We start from the raw sequence: 18,450 nt of genomic DNA on the forward strand, positions 1-18,450 counted from the left end.
CCTACCACCAACAACTAACAGCCAACCATCCTCAACAAGGAACGACACGTGACGATTGCCTACAAAGAACTGAAGCGGCGGTATCAACTCGATGGCGGCGAGCGAACCGTCGAGCATTTGAGTGAAGCGCTCCGCGAAAAACACCTGGTGGCCGAGGACTTCAGTATCCGCGACCTGGCCGAGGCCCTGGTGCCCGACGGAGGCGAGTGGGTGCGGACGCTCGACCCGCGGTCCGGCGGTACCCACGTGCTGGAAGCAGCGGACGGTGTCGACACCACGGCGTTTCAGAGCGTTGCTGGACAAGTGATCTACTCGAAGATTCTCGACGCCTACGCGCAGCAGGCGTTCGTCGTGTCGAAACTGGTCGATACGGTGCCCACGCGACTCGATGGCGAGAAGATTCCTGGCGTTGGCCGACTGGAAGACGTCGACGCCGAGGTGGGACCGGGTATGCCGTTCCCGCACGTCGGTTTCGGCGAGGACTACATCGAGACGCCCGCCACCACCAAGCGGGGGTTCATCGTCCCGGTCACCAAGGAGGCGATCTTCTTCGACCGCACGAACTTGATCCTGCGTCGCGCCAGCGAAGTGGGCGAACTGTTGGGCCTGAACAAGGAGAAGCGTTTGCTCGACCTGGTGATCGGCGTCACCAACAACTACAAGTGGCGCGGCACCAGCTACGACACCTACCAGACCAGTGGCGACTGGGTGAACGAACTGGCAAGCAACGAGCTAGTCGACTGGGAAAACGTGGACGCGGCCGAACAACTGCTGGCCGACATCCTCGATCCCAACACGGGCGAGCCGGTTTTGGTTTCCGGCACCACCGTGCTAGTGATGCCTGCTTATCGCCACGCGGCGCACCGGGTGTTCAACGCGGCCGAGATTCAGTACTCGGCGGCCAATAGCGCGACCTCCACGCTGGCGGCCAACCCGCTGGGCAACTACACCGTGGCCGAGAGCCGACTGGCCTATCGCCGGATCGTGGCTTCGGGCGAAACGGCGGCCGATGCCAAGAAGTGGTGGTTCCTGGGCGACTTCCGCAAGGCGTTCGCCTACATGGAAAACTGGCCGATTACCGTGACGCAAGCCCCCCGCGGCAGCGAAGCGGAGTTCGCCCAGGACATCGTGCTGCGATTCAAGGCGAGCGAACGCGGCGCCGCGGCCGTGATCGATCCCCGCTTTGTGGTGAAGTGCACGGGGTAGTCAAGGACCAATGACCAATGAGGGAAGTCTCCCTGTTCAAGTTTTACGTTTCGACTCCCAACCCTCTCCATTCTCAAGAGCCGCAAACGCAAACTTGCTGCTTCCCTCCGTTGGTCATTGTTAGTTCGACATTGGTCATTTTGCTCAGCTCCGGGCGCTAACACTTTCGGCTCGCCTGGTTCGTTCTTTGTCATTCGTCATTGGACATTTCCACCATGCCTACTTCCAAAACACTCTCCGTATTCGACGCCCTGGCTGGGCGGCCGCCGAGTGCCAACTTCGCCCAACTCGACGTGCGGAACGACCATATCGTGCTCGACTTCGACGACACGGCGGCTGAGTCGATCGACTTTTGCAGCGTGCTGCCGCAAGACTACGCGGGCGGCGACCTGCGGGTGGTGGTCACGTGGGCCGCCACCTCCGCCACGACCGGCGATGTGGTCTGGCAAGCGGAGTTCGAGCGACACCACATCGACGACAGCACCTTGGGCACGCATGATCTGGACAACGACGACTTTGGCGCGGCCGCCACGGCCTCGACCGCCACGTCGACCAGTGCCGGTGAGTTAATGCAGACCATCATCGACCTGCCCGCAACGGATGCCGACAATCCGGCGGCCGGCGAGTCGTTTCGGCTACGCGTCAGCCGGGTGGCCACCAGCGGTTCGGACACCATGACCGACGACGCCGAACTGGTGGCGGTTGAACTGCGGGAGGTATAGCTCGCCATGGCACTATCGTTTGCAGGTAGCAATTCGCGGGTCGTTCTCGGATCTCTCGATGCGCTGAGTGGGGCCAGTCAACTGAGCATCGCAGGCTGGGTGCGGCTGAACGACGTGAACGCCGACGCGGTGATCGCCATTCGCGGCGCCGCCGTCTCGGCGACGTCGCCCTGGTCGTTGTGGCGAGACGACGTGGGTTACACAACCGGCCGCATCAACACGCTGGCCGTGCTGGTCAACACCGATGTCGGACCGCTGCGTGTCGAAGGGTCCAACAATCTGCTCAACACCGCCGGCGTGTGGTGTCATGTTGCGATGGTGTTCGAAGCCGGAGTGAGCCAGGGACTCCGCATTTACGTTAACGGCACGAAAGACGCGTACGTGCAAAGCACCGTGGGACATAGCCAACTGGTGGCCAACACCGACGATGCAACCCTGGGAATCGATGCAGCCACCGGTTGGTTTGATGGCTCAATGGCCGAAATGTCCCTGTGGGACAAGGCTTTGACCGATGCGCACGTCGCCCGCCTGGCAGCAGGCTTGTCGCCTCTGTCGCTGGCTACCGAAGGCGTGTGGCCAGTGCTGTATCAAGACCTGGTACGCGGACTCAATCGCCCTGGTATCGGCCCCACCGTTACTTCGATCGGTTCCTTTGCCACGGCTGCACACCCGCGGGTGATCGGGCCTCGATCGGCCGTAACGCTATGCCGCAGCATGCCCGCGAGTTCCGCCGTGGCACCGTACCGCTGCAAGGTGGCCACAATTAACACCGATGGCAGCCAGGCGGCTGCGTGTTTTCTTCCGGGCGTCCTGGCGGGCGCTACATCTCCGATTGGCGAGGTATTCAACTGATGGCTATCGCAACCGATATCCGAGGCACCGTATTCAAGAATGGCCCCGCTGTGCTGATGGGGCGCATCGTGGGATCCGATGGCCAGTCGGTGACCACCAGCGACATTGCGGCGGTGCACTACAGCGTGCTGGAAGTCGACCACTCGAGCCACGACTACCTGTCGCCGATCGACGGGCACGACAACGTGGAGCTCGATGTCGACGATGTCTTCTACGACAGCCTGCAAACAGGCGGGCCTTGGGCGGTTGACGATGTGGGGTACAACTTTCGCCACGACCTGGACGTTTCGACCGACGACGCCTTCCCCAACGCCGGCGTCGACTATCAGGTGCGGTACGAAGTGACGCCTGTCGCCGGCCAGAAGATTGTGTTTCGCTTTCTGGTGAAGTGTATTTAGGAGGGGTCAGGATTCAGGGGTCGGGGGTCAGGGACGACGGAACTGGCTACGCCAGTGCAGACTTCCTTACTCTCAATTCCAGTTATGTGCTCCCTCCACGCTTTCCATTGCTTTCCCCTGCCCCCTGACCCCCGCCCCCTGAATTCTCAAATGACTGATACGCAGCAACTTGAAACCATCCGCACCACGACGCTCGCGCAGATTGAAGACATCCGCGCCGATCCCAAGCCGACCTACTGGCTCGACGGCCAGCGGGTGCACTGGCAGGAGTACGTCGAATCGCTCCAAGCGACGGTCGACTGGTGCGACCGCAAGATTTTTGAAGCCGAGACGTTCGAAATCCGCTCGCGAGGCATCTGAGTGTCGCCGCTGGCTCCGCGAACGAGTGAAGAGCAGCAAGTTCCCCCGGTCCAACTTGAGTTCATTCAACGCTCGTTCGCGGAGCGAACGGCCACAAACGAACGGCCACCATCAACGACGAGGACAACGATGACCATCACCTGGAACCCCGTGGGCGACTTCGCCGCGATTGTCGACGCCAGCGAGACCATCGTGCTGCTGCGGCGCGGATCGCGCACATCGACCGACATCGACGTGGCCTGGCGCTACAGCCACCGCACGACCGAGCGCGAACCCTCGGACGGATACGCCCCCGCGACCGACGTGGTGTGGCAGTTCGAGTGGCCCGCCGAGGTGCGGCCGCCGCAAGTGGGCGATCGGATTCGCGACACCAAGGGCGAGTACTATACGCTGCTCGCTGTAGAGAGAACGCAAGGCAACACCCGGCTGAAGTGCGAAGCGCGGAATCTGCGCATCGCCCATGGCCTCGATTGTTTGGTCGATATTCAACTGGCCGTGTGGGATGCGGGCGCCATCACCGGTTGGACCACGTTCCGGCCGGCGGTGCACGCCCGGATTCAGCCGCTGGAGACCACGGTGGACGAGTCGAGCACGCCCATCACGTCGACGACAACCTACCGAGTGCTATTGGACGACGACACGCCGCTGGATCACAACCATCGCCTGGCGAGTGGTGATGGGACGGTGTATCGGTTGGTGAGCTACAGCGGGGGTGAAAGGCTGGGGGATCTGGCGGCGGCGGTGGTGCGACGTGAGTGAGAACCGGGGTAGCCTTTGTAACGCAACCCTGGGACCGCACGACGAACGGTCACGCTACACCAAAGACTTCGCCCGCGACAGCGTCTCTTCGTACACATTCTCGTACTGTTCGGAGCTGGTCTTCCAGCTCCAGTCCTGCTCCATGCCGGTGCGGACCAGGCGGCGCCAGGCGTCGGGGATGCGGTACAGGCTCAGGGCCCGTTCGATGGTGGCGGCCAGGGCGTCGGACGTGTATTCCACAAATGAGAAGCCGTTGGCGCTGCCGTTGTTCAGGTGGTGATCGGTGGCGTCGGTGATGGTGTCGGCAAGACCGCCCGTGGCACGGACCACCGGCACGGTGCCGTACCGCAGGCTGTACATCTGATTGAGCCCGCACGGTTCGTAGCGGCTGGGCATCAGGAACATGTCGCCACCCGCCTCCAGGCGGTGCGCCAGCGGATTGGAGAACTCGAGCCGCACGGCAACTTGTTCAGGAAATTGCTCGGCCAGTTCCGTAAACAGATGGTGATACTTGGGCTCGCCGGTGCCGAGGATGGCCCACTGCACCGCCCCGCGAGAGGCGAATTGCGGAATCAGCGGAGCGATCAGATCGAAACCCTTCTGATCGGCCAGTCGGCTAATGATCGAGATGACCGGCACTTCCGGCCGTTGCGGCAGCCCCAATTCTTCCTGCAGCGCTCGCTTGCACTCCGCCTTGCCACCGACAAAGTCGTCGATTGAGTACTGTATGGCGATGTGAGGATCCGACTCGGGATTCCAGAGGCCGTAGTCGCAGCCGTTGAGCACGCCGAACAGGTCTTCCGAACGGTCCTGCAACACGCCTTCCAGGCCACAACCATGCTCGGAGTGCTGAATCTCCTTGGCATAGGTGGGGCTCACGGTGCTCACGGCATCGGCAAACACCAGGGCGCTCTTCATGAAGTTCAGCTTGCCGTAGAACTCCATCTGCTGCCAGTTGAAGTACTTCCAGTCGATGCCGGTAAGGGCCATGTCCCAGTGCCAGAACGATCCTTGGTAGGCCAGGTTGTGAATGGTGAACAGCGAGGCGATGCGATCGTAGTTGAATTCTCCTGCCGGCTCGGTCTTCAGATACACCGGAATGAGACCTGATGGCCAATCGTTACAGTGAACAATCTGAGTCTCCGGCTCGAAGTGCTTGATCACCTCGAGTACCGCGCGGCTGAAGAACACGAACCGTTCGCAGTTGTCCTGGTAGTCCTCACCCGCCTCGCGATACAGTTCCGGCCGATCGTAGTAGTGGGGCTGGTCAATCAGATAAACCGGCACGTTGGAATCGGGAAGCTGGCTCCGCAGCACGGTCGCCCGAATGGGTTGGCCCGCAATCGGCACCTCGATTTCCAGGTCGGTTGGTTCGAGGGGCTGGCCGCAATTCTTGGTCTGGCGGAAAGCGGGCATCACCAGGCTGGCATGCACGCCGCGGGCAGCCAGTTCGCGCGGCAAACTGCCGCAGACGTCGCCCAGGCCGCCAGTTTTGGCGAAGGGAACCGCTTCAGCAGTAGCAAACAAGACATTCATATTAGGCAGTGGACGGTGGGCGGAAAACGGCCAAACTGGATATTGCCGAATCGATTTTGCCGGTTATGGCAGGTCGACGAGATCACAAGCGATGACTCAACGATACCACGATCGGCAAGGTTTCGTCACCCGATTGAGCTTGCGCGACCGGCAACAGCCGAAAAGCTCTCCACGGCACGGTGCAATCGTTAAGAGCGAAACAGGCGGATCGCGGTGGGAAAGTGGAGCGGCGAATGCGGTTTGACCAGCGGAGAAAATGCCAGCTTGCCGCTCAGCCCCCCACTACGTCGGCGATGGCCTCAGTCAGGCGGTCGACATTCGACTCGGTGATGCCAGCAACGTTGATGCGGCCGGAATCGACGATGTAGATGGCGTGCCGCTCGCGGAGCGCGAGGACCTGCTCCTTGGTAAGGCCCGAGAACGAGAACATGCCTCGCTGGGCCTTGATGAACGAATAGTCGCCCGGCACACTTTTCTCGGCCAGCTTGTCGACCAAGAGAGAGCGCATGCCGTTGATCCGGTTGCGCATGGCCGTGAGTTCGGTATGCCACTCGCTGCGGAGGTCGTCGTCGCCCAGCACCGCAGCCACCAACCGCGCACCGTGGGCGGGCGGGTTGCTGTAGTTGGCGCGGATGGCGCGCTTGACCTGGCTGCCAACCACGTTGGCCCGCTCGGCATCGGTCGCAACGAACGTCGCCGCGCCGACGCGCTGGTTGTACAAACCGAAGTTCTTGGAAAACGAACTGCAGAGAATGAACTCCTCGCCCTGGCGAGCTACGGTTCGCAGCCCCACGGCGTCTTCGTCGATGCCATCGCCGAAGCCCTGGTAGGCGAAGTCGAGCACCGGCAACAGTTGCTGGGCGTACAGCACATCGGCAATCTTCTCCCACTGCTCCTGCGTGGGATCAACGCCGGTTGGGTTGTGGCAGCAGCCATGCAGCAACACCGCGTCGCCAGCGGGGATCTTCTGCAGTGCATCGAGCATGTCGGCCAAAGCCAGGCTGTTGTTGGCCTTGTCGAAGTACGGAAACTTGGCCAGCGACACGCCAGCGGCCGAGAAGATGTTGGCGTGGTTGGCCCAGGTGGGATCGGTAACCCACAACGTGGTGCCTGGCATGTTGGCAGCAAGGAAGTCGCCCACCACGCGCAGTGCGCCGGTGCCGCCAGGGGTTTGGGCCGAGAACGCGCGACCACTGGTCACGACCTCATGCGCCGAGCCGAAGGCCAGCTGCTGCACCGCCGAGGTGTACTCGGCCAGACCCGGGATCGGCAGATAAGAGGAGCCAGCATCGGAGCGAGCCAACAGCTCGCCCGCCTTTCTAACACACGACAATGCGGGTGTCTTGCCCGTCGAGTCCTGGTAGACGCCGACCCCCAGATTGATCTTCTGGGGGTTGGGGTCGGCTTTGAATGCCTCGGTGAGTCCAAGAATGGGATCGGCTGGTGCGGGTTGGATGGATTCAAACATGCAAGTTGGGGGGTTCGAGGCAGGTACAACTCTCGGAAAGTGGCAGTGAGCTACCCTTATTAGTCGCTTGCCACTGGCCAGCTGGCACTACAAAATCGACTATAGAGCGACACCCCTCTGGTTGATAGTGTTCGGGGGGTCGTCATCGGCATGCGAACCCGCCTAAGGGCCTGGGACGGGTAGGCGAACTTCCTTACTACCTGGACTTCTATCGAGAGACCCATGGCGGACAAGAAACTTGGTGTGTGGATGGTGGGTGGCTGTGGCAATGTGGCCACCACCGCAATTCTGGGGCTGGTGGGTCTGCAAAAGCAGTTGGCCCCCACCACCGGGCTAGTCACTGAGCTGCGTGAGTTCGCCGCCCTGCCGTTGGTGCCGTGGGGCGACCTGGTTGTCGGCGGGCACGACATTCGAGAGCCCAACCTACGGGCCACAGCCGGGCGCCTGGCGAACGAACAGGTAGTGCCGCGCGAGTTAGTAGAAGCATGCAGCAGCGAATTGGAGCAAATTGACGCCTCGATCAAGCCTGGAATCGCCTACAAAGCAGGTAAAGCGATCCGCGCGCTGGCCGACGTACCGGTAGACGATGACGCAACAACGGCCCCCAGAGAGCTAATCTCGCGGTTGCAGAACGACCTGAAAACCTTCATCGAAGCCAACGATCTGCGTGGCCTGGTGGTGATGAACGTGGCCTCGACCGAGCCGCCACTGGAAGCCGAACTGCCCGACCGATGGGAAGCGTTCGACGAGTTGTTGAATCAACCGGGAGCCGACATCCCGGCAAGCACCTTGTACGCGGTGGCCGCGCTCGAGCTTGGATTGCCATTTGTAAATTTTACTCCGTCGGCCGGAGCGAACTTTTCAGCGGTTGAAGAGCTGACAAAAAGAAAAAAAATTTGCCACGCCGGACACGACGGCAAGACGGGTGAAACATTGATGAAGACGGTGCTCGCGCCGTTGTTCGCGGAGCGCAATCTAGAGGTCCTGAGTTGGGTGGGCCACAACATTTTCGGCAACCTCGACGGCCGCATTCTGGACAACCCCGAGAACCGCGCCGCCAAGGTTGCCACCAAGGATCGAGTGGTCGGTGGAACGCTGGGGTACGATCCACAAACGCTGGTTTCGATTGAGTACATCGAGAGTCTAGGCGACTGGAAGACGGCCTGGGATCATATTCATTTTCGCGGTTTTTTAGGCACTTTAATGACGCTGCAGTTCACCTGGCAGGGTTGCGACTCGGCCCTGGCGGCACCATTGGTACTGGACCTGGTGCGGCTGGCGGACGTGGCCTCGCGAGCCGGTAACGTGGGCGCCCTGACGCCACTCGCCGCGTTCTTCAAGCATCCTCTGGGCACCGATTGCCACCACTTCGCCAAGCAACATGCGCGACTTCTGGACTGGGTGCGCGTGACGTCCGAACAGATGGCTTGTTAGCTTCCATCGCGCGGTGATGACGCGCTGTTCGCGCGTCGCAATGGACAAAAAATGTGTGGCGAGCGCCACCATTTCTGCCGATTCCACTTGACAACCTATCGTGCGAGTTGCTTCAATTCGCGCATGGTTGATCGGAAGTTGAGTTGTCGACCGGTCAACCCGCCCTTCGCAACGGAGGCGCACAACTCGGTCCACCCCTTCCTTCAAGCGCCCAAGGGAAGCGACCACATAACAATCTCGGGCGCGTAAAGAAGGAGCCATTGGAGATGGCAACGAAGAAGAAGGTGGCTAAGAAGACCACCAAGAAGGCCGCCCCTAAGAAGTCGACCAAGAAGAAGGCCACTAAGAAGAAGGCCGCCCCTAAGAAGTCGACCAAGAAGAAGGCCACCAAGAAGAAGGCCACCCCCAAGAAGTCGACTAAGAAGAAGGCCACCAAGAAGAAGGCCGCTCCCAAGAAGTCGACCAAGAAGAAGGCCACTAAGAAAAAGGCCGCCAAGAAGGCTCCCGCCAAGCGCAAGACTGCCAAGAAGTAGTCGTCCAAACCGCTTGGCCGCGACCGCGGCGCATCGAGCAACCCACAAAAGGCTGGCAATTGCACCCTCCGGTGCTGTTGCCAGCCTTTTTTTATAGGACCCCGCCAACCAGGCAGGTTGTTGCCCCCGCGAAGGCCGGCGTTGACTGTGACAAGCTACGCTGGTACCCTAACTTCAAAGTAAGTAACAAGTTAGGAGCAAATTTCGCCCACGTGTCCGATACTTCCTCAACGACCAACACGCCCGAGTCGCCCACTTCCTGCGCTCAATTCTCCGAGCTCGGCGTCTCGGACATTATGCTGGCTTCACTCGAAAAAGCCCGTTACCACCAGCCAAGTCCCGTTCAGGCAGGAGTTATTCCCATCGCCCTGACCGGCAAGGATGTGCTGGGACAGGCCCGTACGGGCACCGGTAAGACGGCCAGCTTCGGCATTCCGATTCTCGAACGCCTGGAAAAGAAACGCGGTGCCCCGCCTGAAGCGCTGGTGCTCGTACCTACGCGGGAACTCGCCGTGCAGGTTCGGGACGAGATCGACAAGCTCAGTCACGGCCGGCGAGTCCGGACGGTGGCCGTTTATGGTGGCAAACCGATCCGCCAGCAGGTTTCGAAGCTCGAAAAGGGCGCCGACATCGTGGTCGGCACGCCCGGACGTGTGCTCGACCACATGAGCCGTGGCACGCTGGTGCTCGAAGGGCTGAAGACCGTGGTGCTGGACGAAGCCGACCGCATGCTGGATATCGGCTTCCGACCCGACATCGAGAAGATCCTGCGTCGCTGCCCCAAGCAGCGGCAAACGCTGCTGCTATCGGCCACGGTTGCCCCGGCCGTCGAGCGATTGGCCCAGCGGTACATGCACGATCCCGTAGTGCTGGACTTCTCGGACAAGACCAAGACCGTCGACACGATCGACCAGTACTACTTTACCGTCGAGCAGCAACTGAAGTTCGACCTGCTGCAGAAGCTGATCCAGCGCGAGCAGCCCGAGCAAGCCATCGTGTTCTGCCGCACCAAGCGGGGTACCGACCGCATCCAGCGGCGTCTGGCCAAGGTGGTGGAGGGCGTGGACTGCATTCACGGCGACATGGCCCAGGGTGCCCGTGACAAGGTGATGCGGAAGTTCCGCGATGGGAATATCAAGGTGCTCGTAGCCACCGACGTGGTGGGCCGCGGCATCGACGTGAGCAGCATTTCGCACATCGTCAACTACGACATCCCCCAGGCCTCGGACGACTACGTGCACCGCGTGGGCCGCACCGGCCGCATGGGCCGCGATGGCGTGGCCTACACGTTCGTCACGCCCGAAGAGGGTCAGGAACTGACCCGCATCGAGATGCTCATTAACCGCCTGCTGAAGCGGGACGAAATCGAAGGCTTCGCCACCACCACCCCGGTGGCCAAGCCGCCCGAACCAGGCTCGCCCGAGGCCAAGGAAGAGGAAGAGAAGCCGAAGCCCCCCCAACTGCCAGGTTCACGGCGCGGACGGCGGCACCGGCGGGCGCTGTAGAGTATTCACTGATCTACACAAACCGGTGCTAATTCTGTATAGGGTGCCCGTTGGATTTGAGAGCAGAATCCTCGGGAGTACTTCGTTATGCGATCAGTCCAGGTATTGGCGTTCTTCGCCTCATTAATCGCTCTAAGTGCAGCAGGGCATGCTGCAGAGATTCGAACCTATCGGTTTACGGGGGAGGAGTTCAGTTACAGCTTTGGCTGTGGGGAGTGCGGCAGTCCTCCCTACTACCATCGCGCCCGGGTGGAGGGCACCTTCGAAGTCGAACTAGATATCGAAAACGGTGCTGGCACACTAATCGACCTTGACGCTTGGCTAGTCGATATCGAAGGCGGTTTTCCCATCGGAACAGGTTGGGACGAGTGGGAATGGCGGTCGAGTGCGCCCGACCGCGAGTTTCTGTCGCCGGATTCCCCTTTTTCGGTATGGTATCACCCGCCATTTAGTGGCACCCTTGCTCTGGCGGCAGAGCATCCCTTAGCGCCTGACTACTCTTCCGGTGGATTGCTCGGCCCGGACTTCCCATCTCCTGATCCTGCCGCACTGATTCTAGCAAATACGGGAAGCGAGCCGAATCCCAATGGCCCTGGAAGCCGCGCTGCAGCCTTGTTCCAAATCGCTATGCTTGATGGCGAGGCACTTTTTAGCTACCACATCCCAATCGACGATGCCGTAGAAACGATCCTTGGTGCGACCGCGGTGCAGGTTGTTCCAGAGTCGGAATCCGCAACTATCGCGGTGGGTATGGTTGTGATTTTTTGCATGGCGAGTCTTGTTCGACGGCGGGCACTCTCTGTCAAAGCTGACATGAAGCTAGCGTACATTTAGCAGCGAGGTTCGAGTCCGTGCTGCTCGCGAAACTCCCGGTCGAACTCCTCAAACGGTCGTACGCGACCGGCCCGCATGGCCTCGATGCCCTCGGCGATGGCGAGGCGCTCTCGATCTCGCTCGACGAGGATCTGCAAATAAGCTTCCACGGAGGCATATCCAGCAGCGGTGGCTTACTGCTGGAGTGCTGGGTCGGTGAAAAAGTCGCTCGTCATTGAATTGATCTCCTTCTCGCCCATTCTAGCAGGTACTCTACTCCCACGCCAAAAGTCTCACGTCGCCCCCGTAAACTCCTCCCGCAAAAATTCATAAGCCGCGTTCCACTTGTCCGCGGCCGCTTCGAAGTCGACCTGCATCGCTTTGACGGTCTCTGGAGTCTCCACCCGTGGGACGGCCGTTGTTTTGGTGTTGAGCGGAATCTGGGCGCTCTCGCCACGGACCAATAGGGCTTCGGTCTCGGGCCTCAACAGGTACGCCATCAGTCGCTTGGCGTTCTCCTGGTGGGCGGAGCCCTTGATCACGGCCAGCGTGTTGGGAATGAACAGCGTGCCGAGTTCGTCCTCCCCCTGATCGGGATAGATGATGGCAACGGGCGAACCTGCGTCCATCTCAACCATCGCGTCGTCGGTATCCGTGAGACCAAAGGCCAACTCGCCGGCCGCCACACGGCGGGCCACGTCGCGGTTGCCGCTCAGAATCTTGGCGTTCGCTTTGACCTGTTCGAAGAACTTCTTGGCTTCCTCGTCGCCCCAGGTGTCGAACAAGCAGGCGGCGTGCGTCGCAGTGGTGCCGAACAGTGGCTTGGCGATGGCGCACTGGTCGCGCCACTGCGGGTCGGTGAGGTCGTGGATTGACTTCGGCCGACGCGATTCCATCACCCGGTTGGTATTTACCACCAGCACCCGCGCCCGGGCCGCGAAGCCCACCCAGGTGCCGTCGCTGCTTTTGTATTGAGCGGGATAGTCGGCGGCCTCGGGCAGATCGACCCGTTCGAGCAGTCCTTCCTTGTCCAGCCGAATGGTGTGCAGCACTTCGTTGTTCCAGAACAGATCGCATCGCGGCCGCTCGCGTTCAGCGAGGATCGCTTCGGCCAAGCCGACCGTCTTGGTGCTCTCGGTATCGGTCTTGGTTAGCACTTCCACACCGGTTTGCTCGCTGAATCCCTCCAAAATGGGCCCCGAGAACACGTCGTCGTGCGCGGTGTACACCACCACTTCCTGAGGCTGTGGCTGTGGCTTGCTGCACCCCACCACGAGCACCGCCCCGCAAAGCAAGAGTGCCTGCCAACCTCGGCAACGGCCATTAATGGTGTTTTTGAATTCTCGAGGCGATAGGTGGCGTGCACCATTTGCCAGGTTTGTCGCTGCCATGCTAAATTCTCCTTCATGCAACTAGTCTGTTTGGGCACCACCGGCTTTCATCCTAACGCGCGGCGGCACACCGCGTCGTTCCTGCTGCCCGAGGTGGGAGTGGTGCTCGACGCCGGCACGGGCTTGTTCCGCCTGGCCGAGCACCTAGCTACTCAGCAGATTCACATCTTCCTGAGCCACGCCCATCTAGACCATGTTAGCGGGCTGACGTACCTGGTGGAAACCTTCGGGGTCGATGCCTACGACCAGGTAACCGTCCACGGCACCGCCGATAAGCTCGAAGCCGTGAAGCGGCATCTGTATGCCCCGCACATATTCCCAGTAGCGCCGGGCTACCAGTTCTGCCCGCTCGGAGAGACATGCGAGCTACCCAAGAACTCCGCGGGCGACGCTGGCACGCTGCGGACGTTTCCCTTGAAGCATCCCGGAGGCTCAATTGGCATGCGGCTCCAGTGGCCTGGGCACTCACTAGCGTACGTCACCGATACCACCGCGATGGCCGGTGCCGATTACATCGAGCAGATTCGCGGTGTCGACCTGTTGGTCCACGAGTCGAACTTCCCCGCGGGCCAGGATGAATTGGCGGAACTGACGGGGCATAGCTGCCTGGACAAGGTGGCTCAGGTTGCTGCCGCCGCCGAGGTGGGGCGTCTGGTCGTGACGCACGTCGACCCGCTACTGACCAAGGACGAAGATTTCGACCTGAGCGACGCCCACGAGGTGTTCGCCAAAACTCAAATCGCCCAAGACCTGGACGTGCTGGATTTCTAATAGCGTGCAGAACAAGCCAACGGCACGCCAATGCGTCTGCCGATTTTCTGGCATCTCGTTACGGCACCAGCCGATAAGCCTCCTTCGCCTTGCGAACCATCTCCGGCTCGGGCTTGGTACGAATCGAAAGGTAGCCAACAATCTCGCCCCCTTCGTAACAGGGAAAGACATTGGCCTTCACCCAATACAGTCGACCAGTGCGAGAGCGATTGCCTACGTAGCCTTGCCACAACCTGCCCGATGCGATCACCGTCCACAGGTCGGCAAAAGCCGACTGCGGCATGTCGGGGTGGCGAATGATGTTGTGTGGCTTACCTACCAGCGTGCCTGGTTCGAACTCGGCCACTTCGTAGAACTTGTTGTTGGCAAACGTGATCCTGCCCTTGGTGTCGGTGGCCGAAATCAGGACGTCGTCCTGTTTGAGCACGTATTCGGGCTCGGCCTTGGTAAATCGCTGCGGTGCGCGGAACGTGCTGAGTTCCACTAACGGCCGCAACCTCTCGAGTGGGTTGATCAATTGCAGCTCACCCGCGCACATCGCCATCAACTCCGTCAGATAAGTGAATGTCTGGCCGATTGCATCGATCTCGCGGACTTCGTTCTCTGCCTGCACGCTTGTCTGGTCCAAGCGACGGAAGTTGTTGAGCGAAGCCTGCAGGCGATCGCTGAACTGTTGGGTCTCCGTGCCAATGGCCGAAGCGCTCTGGCGGGCGTCCTCCACCGCGGCAATCGATTGTTGCATCTTGGCGACCGATTGTTCGACGCTTTGCGATAGCGTGGATACGGCCTCGGCGATGCGGTCGAGTGTCTCCTGCACTTGCTGGTTGGTTGTCTTGGTGGTGTTGGCCAGTTCTTTCACCTCGCTGGCCACGACGGCAAAGCCCCGCCCTGCCTCGCCGGCCCGGGCTGCTTCGATCGTGGCGTTCAGGGACAACAGGTGAGTTTGATCGGCAATCTCGTTCACCGAACGGACGAGTTCGTCAATGGCTTGAAAGTGCTCCTCCAGCACCTCCATCCGCTGGCTTACGACCCCCAACTCTCGTGAGCTGCCCTCCGCCTCGCTGACCACGATGCCAATGCTGTTGTCGATCTGGTCGACGCTGCTCTGCACCACATTCATGCGTTCGAGAATGGCGTCGAAGTCGGCGCAGCTTTGCCGAATGGCGTTGATCTGGTCGGTAACGGTGCGCGCCGACGACTCAGCCACGCCCGAAAGCTTGCTGCCCGCCGCGCGCACCAGCGTATTCCGCAGGGCATCCTGCTCGAACTCGACCACTTGGCCCGCAACTGCTTTTACATCCTTTAGAGTGGTCGTATCAACGGGCGCTTCGAGAACCGCCATGGTCGCTATGCCTCCTTAAATCGCCGTTCGAGATTCGTACAGATCCTGCACGGGACGCTGCCGACTGAGTGCGCGATGTTCACAGAGCCCTAGCAACGGTAGAACGCAATTCCGACCAGGTGGTTGAAAACTGTCCACACCGCGCTGCCAGTCGACAACTGCTGATTTGGTGGTAACGATCGGCCCGCCCAAGTGGTGAATGGGCGAAGGGTCGGGGCGGGGGCAGGCAAAGAGTCGAGTGACTGCTATAAACGGCCAAACCGTAACGGCACCCTAAATGGCAAAGTTTCCGCTAGACCTTGACGATTGAGTAAACTGCCAGCATTGCCCCCGGGCTTGGCGACGGTGCGGATTGCACCGGCCGAAAGCCTTATAATCATTCTGCCAATCTTGCTCGGACACGTAGCCTTATGTGCCGGTATTCGGTAGTATCACGATGAATCGGGTAGTGCCAGCATTGCCATCGTCCCCTCTCGATCCGCCAAACTCTACCGCCCCTGCCTAATCGCCATGTCGTCATCCATCCGCCTGGTTCTCGTTCTTCACAATCACCAACCCATCGGCAACTTTGATGGGGTTATGGAACAAGCGTACCAGGACAGCTATCTGCCGTTCCTGGAAGTGTTCGAACCTTACGAGTCTCTCAAGTTGGCGATCCACACCAGTGGCTCGTTGATCGAGTGGCTCGATCAGCACCACCCCGAGTACCTCGATCGGTTGGCTGCCCTGGTATCGGCCGGCCGGCTCGAGATAGTCGGTGGTGCGTTCTTCGAACCGATTCTGACGATGATTCCGCCACGGGACCGCGTGGGGCAAATCACCAGCTACACCGAGTGGCTCAACAATCGCCTGGGCTGCGACGTGCAAGGCATGTGGATGCCCGAACGCGTGTGGGAGCAAACGCTTACCGGCGACCTGGCCACTGCCGGCATCCGCTACACCGTGCTGGACGATTTCCACTTCAAGAACGGTGGTTGGACTGAGGACCAACTGCATGGTTACTACCTGACCGAAAACAACGGCCAGCTCGTCAGCGTGTTCCCCGGCAGCGAGAAGCTGCGATACACGCTGCCGTTTGCCGAGCCACAAGAAACCATCGACTACCTGCGGCATGTGGCCTCGATTCAGCCCAATGCCATCGTCACGTTTGGCGACGACGGCGAGAAGTTCGGCACCTGGCCCGACACCAAGGCTCACGTGTACGAACATGGTTGGCTGCGTCGGTTCTTTGACGCCCTGGTCGAAAACCAGGATTGGATCAATGTCACTACGCCCACCGAAGCACTCAACAGCGTGCCGCCGCTCGGCAAGATCTACATCCCCGAGTCGAGCTATCGTGAAATGACCGAGTGGGCGTTGCCTGCCGATCAGCAAAACAACTACGAGGACGTGCACCACAGCCTCGAAGAGAAAGGCGAATGGGACCACGTAAAGCCGTTTATCCGTGGCGGCTTCTGGCGGAACTTCAAAGTCCGCTACCCGGAGACCAGCGAGATGTACTCTCGCATGCTCGAGGTGAGCAATCGCCTGGCCGAGCTACGGGGCGAAGGCCAGCAGAGCACGCAGCTCGACCAGGCCCAAATCGAACTCTACCGCGGACAGTGCAATTGCAGCTACTGGCACGGGGCGTTCGGTGGCGTTTACCTGCCTCACCTGCGAAACGCGGTCTACAACCACTTGATCGCCGCGGATAACCTGATCGACGAGCACCTGGGGCAAGGACGCACCTCCGGCGACTGGGTCACCGGCGAAGCGGCCGACTATAACCTGGACGCCCGTCACGAGGTTCGCCTGGCATCGAACGCCCTGGTGGCCTACACCGCTCCAGCGGCGGGTGGTTCGCTGTACGAATTGGACATCCGCAGCATCTGCCACAATGTGCTGGCCACACTCGCCCGCCGTCCTGAGGCCTATCACCGCAAGGTGATTGCAGGCCCTTCGGCAGCCGGTGGGGACGTAGCCAGCATTCACGACCGCGTTGTGTTCAAGCAGGAAGGCCTCGACAAGGAAGTGGCCGTGTACGACACCTATCTGCGGAAGAGCCTGGTCGACCACTTCTTCGACCTCGACGTGTCGCTGGACGAAGTGGCCACGAACGCCTACCGCGAGCAGGGCGACTTTGTGACCGGTAACTACGACGCCAAGCTGCGTCGCTCGCCTGAAAAAATGCAGGTGATGATGACCCGCGACGGCCACGTCGATGGCCACCAGGTCCGCATCACCAAGGGCGTCACCCTCGAAGCGGGCGGCTCGGAACTGGAAGTGGCCTACCTGCTAGAAGGCCTGCCCACCGATCAGCCGCTGCACTTCGGCATCGAACTGAACTTTGCCGGCATGCCCGCGGGTGCCGACGATCGTTACTTCCACTCGGGCGATGGCAACTCCATCGGCCAACTGGGCGAGCGTCTCGACCAGATCGACGTCCAGTCGCTCAACTTGGTCGATAGCTGGCTCGGCGTCGACTGCGGGCTATCGATCGACCGTCCGACCAGCATCTGGACGCACCCGATCTCCACGGTGAGCCAGAGCGAAGGTGGCTTCGAGATGGTGCACCAATCGGTGGTGGTACTGCCGCACTGGATCCTGCAAGCCGACGAGTCGGGCCGCTGGAGCGTCAAGCTGCGACTGTCGATCGATACTAGCCAGGCCGAATCGCGGATGGCAGAAGCCACGTGTGCGGTCGGCAACTAGGAAACAGGCGATGGGTGTCAGACGCTACCATCTAGATAGCGTCTGACACCTTACCCCAATTCTTGGGACCAAAGCTGTGGAGCTACGGCTCCGCGGAAAAAGGTCGACCGATGACCGACTTCGAACCCTCGCACGAGCTCCCGCCTGAACCAAATCCTCGTGGTCTGCAGTTCAGCACTTGGAGTCTGCTGGTCATCCTCACTGCGGTGTCGGTACTGCTGGCCGTCCTCCTGGGCATCGGCCGGGCCGTAGGCATGTCCAATGCAGAAATTGTCGAGTCCGGCTTTCTGCAGCGGTTCCTCTACATTCTGCCGATGCTTGTCGTCTGGTCAGTAGGATTGATGCTGTCGTTCGGCCACCTGCGCCGGGGGGATCGCAACGCTGAACTGCTGGTGGTGGCGTTCATTGGACTGATTGTAACCTCCGTGGTGGTAAACATCGTCCAGATGGTGCTGATCTTCCAGATAACCAAACAAGGTGCCAGTAGTCTGACGTGGGGCTTCAGTATCTTGTCCGTTTTCAGCGTCTTGCTGAACACCGTCTGGTGGGTCTTGATTCTGATGGCCATCTTCCGCGGTCGCAGCGAAGCGACTCATCCAGAAGAAGCAGATCACTTGGAGCACGTATATCTTGAAAAGATCTCCGACGAGGATTAGCTCGTCGGAAAAG

Annotated in this window: 18 protein-coding genes; 13 read left to right on the plus strand and 5 right to left on the minus strand. The window is 60.5% G+C overall.

Annotated elements, in window-relative coordinates; all coding sequences use genetic code 11:
* Nucleotides 1-48 precede the first annotated feature (48 nt).
* The 6 genes from NG895_RS17820 (at nucleotide 49) to NG895_RS17845 (ending at nucleotide 4,297) form a co-directional block, all read left to right on the plus strand.
* Nucleotides 49-1,206: a phage major capsid protein gene (locus tag NG895_RS17820; RefSeq protein ID WP_252853872.1), complete on the plus strand. Its 1,158-nt coding sequence runs from the start codon at nucleotides 49-51 to the stop codon at nucleotides 1,204-1,206.
* A 215-nt stretch (nucleotides 1,207-1,421) separates the two neighbouring features.
* A complete protein-coding gene (locus NG895_RS17825; protein ID WP_252853873.1) occupies nucleotides 1,422-1,928 on the plus strand; it encodes a hypothetical protein in 507 nt (168 codons plus the stop codon).
* A 6-nt stretch (nucleotides 1,929-1,934) separates the two neighbouring features.
* The gene (locus tag NG895_RS17830) at nucleotides 1,935-2,780 is read left to right on the plus strand and encodes a LamG domain-containing protein (protein ID WP_252853874.1); all 846 of its coding nucleotides are present in this window, start codon (nucleotides 1,935-1,937) and stop codon (nucleotides 2,778-2,780) included.
* On the plus strand, nucleotides 2,780-3,178 hold the full coding sequence (locus tag NG895_RS17835; protein ID WP_252853875.1) for a hypothetical protein: 399 nt from the start codon (nucleotides 2,780-2,782) through the stop codon (nucleotides 3,176-3,178). Before NG895_RS17830 ends, NG895_RS17835 begins: the two co-directional genes overlap by 1 nt.
* A 150-nt stretch (nucleotides 3,179-3,328) precedes the next feature.
* Nucleotides 3,329-3,538, plus strand: a complete 210-nt coding sequence (locus tag NG895_RS17840) for a hypothetical protein (protein ID WP_252853876.1) — start codon at nucleotides 3,329-3,331, stop codon at nucleotides 3,536-3,538.
* A 129-nt stretch (nucleotides 3,539-3,667) separates the two neighbouring features.
* Entirely contained in the window at nucleotides 3,668-4,297 is a 630-nt protein-coding gene (locus NG895_RS17845; protein ID WP_252853877.1) for a hypothetical protein, read from the plus strand.
* Between the two features lie 54 nt (nucleotides 4,298-4,351).
* On the opposite strand, the gene glgA is transcribed toward NG895_RS17845, so the two are convergent.
* Nucleotides 4,352-5,833 (minus strand): glycogen synthase GlgA, encoded by a 1,482-nt coding sequence (glgA, locus tag NG895_RS17850; RefSeq protein ID WP_252853878.1) that lies wholly within the window; start codon nucleotides 5,831-5,833, stop codon nucleotides 4,352-4,354.
* Nucleotides 5,834-6,104: 271 nt separating this feature from the next.
* Complete coding sequence (locus NG895_RS17855; RefSeq protein ID WP_252853879.1) at nucleotides 6,105-7,301, minus strand: amino acid aminotransferase; 1,197 nt, start codon at nucleotides 7,299-7,301, stop codon at nucleotides 6,105-6,107.
* Between the two features lie 222 nt (nucleotides 7,302-7,523).
* Here NG895_RS17855 and NG895_RS17860 point away from each other — a divergent pair, with 222 nt between their 5' ends.
* From NG895_RS17860 to NG895_RS17875, 4 genes are all read left to right on the plus strand, one after another.
* Complete coding sequence (locus tag NG895_RS17860) at nucleotides 7,524-8,735, plus strand: inositol-3-phosphate synthase (RefSeq protein WP_252853880.1); 1,212 nt, start codon at nucleotides 7,524-7,526, stop codon at nucleotides 8,733-8,735.
* A 266-nt stretch (nucleotides 8,736-9,001) separates the two neighbouring features.
* Nucleotides 9,002-9,268: a hypothetical protein gene (locus NG895_RS17865; RefSeq protein WP_252853881.1), complete on the plus strand. Its 267-nt coding sequence runs from the start codon at nucleotides 9,002-9,004 to the stop codon at nucleotides 9,266-9,268.
* A 212-nt stretch (nucleotides 9,269-9,480) separates the two neighbouring features.
* Entirely contained in the window at nucleotides 9,481-10,773 is a 1,293-nt protein-coding gene (locus NG895_RS17870) for a DEAD/DEAH box helicase (RefSeq protein WP_341871467.1), read from the plus strand.
* A 105-nt stretch (nucleotides 10,774-10,878) separates the two neighbouring features.
* Nucleotides 10,879-11,607, plus strand: a complete 729-nt coding sequence (locus NG895_RS17875) for a hypothetical protein (protein ID WP_252853882.1) — start codon at nucleotides 10,879-10,881, stop codon at nucleotides 11,605-11,607.
* Here NG895_RS17875 and NG895_RS17880 read toward each other — a convergent pair.
* Together NG895_RS17880 and NG895_RS17885 are read right to left on the minus strand one after the other, a co-directional pair.
* Nucleotides 11,604-11,756, minus strand: a complete 153-nt coding sequence (locus NG895_RS17880) for a hypothetical protein (RefSeq protein WP_252853883.1) — start codon at nucleotides 11,754-11,756, stop codon at nucleotides 11,604-11,606. The two genes, NG895_RS17875 and NG895_RS17880, sit on opposite strands and share 4 nt — an antisense overlap.
* Nucleotides 11,757-11,879: 123 nt before the next feature.
* Complete coding sequence (locus NG895_RS17885) at nucleotides 11,880-12,977, minus strand: extracellular solute-binding protein (RefSeq protein ID WP_252853884.1); 1,098 nt, start codon at nucleotides 12,975-12,977, stop codon at nucleotides 11,880-11,882.
* A gap of 15 nt (nucleotides 12,978-12,992) precedes the next feature.
* Between NG895_RS17885 and NG895_RS17890 the strand changes: the two genes are divergently transcribed.
* Nucleotides 12,993-13,748, plus strand: a complete 756-nt coding sequence (locus tag NG895_RS17890; RefSeq protein WP_252853885.1) for an MBL fold metallo-hydrolase — start codon at nucleotides 12,993-12,995, stop codon at nucleotides 13,746-13,748.
* 58 nt (nucleotides 13,749-13,806) lie between these two features.
* On the opposite strand, the gene NG895_RS17895 is transcribed toward NG895_RS17890, so the two are convergent.
* Nucleotides 13,807-15,090 (minus strand): methyl-accepting chemotaxis protein, encoded by a 1,284-nt coding sequence (locus NG895_RS17895; protein WP_252853886.1) that lies wholly within the window; start codon nucleotides 15,088-15,090, stop codon nucleotides 13,807-13,809.
* Between the two features lie 510 nt (nucleotides 15,091-15,600).
* Here NG895_RS17895 and NG895_RS17900 point away from each other — a divergent pair.
* Both NG895_RS17900 and NG895_RS17905 read left to right on the plus strand, forming a co-directional pair.
* Entirely contained in the window at nucleotides 15,601-17,781 is a 2,181-nt protein-coding gene (locus NG895_RS17900) for an alpha-amylase/4-alpha-glucanotransferase domain-containing protein (protein WP_252853887.1), read from the plus strand.
* 110 nt (nucleotides 17,782-17,891) lie between these two features.
* Nucleotides 17,892-18,437 (plus strand): hypothetical protein, encoded by a 546-nt coding sequence (locus tag NG895_RS17905; protein WP_252853888.1) that lies wholly within the window; start codon nucleotides 17,892-17,894, stop codon nucleotides 18,435-18,437.
* The last annotated feature ends 13 nt before the right edge of the window (nucleotides 18,438-18,450 follow it).

Source organism: Aeoliella straminimaris (assembly GCF_024054565.1).
GTDB lineage: Bacteria > Planctomycetota > Planctomycetia > Pirellulales > Lacipirellulaceae > Aeoliella > Aeoliella straminimaris.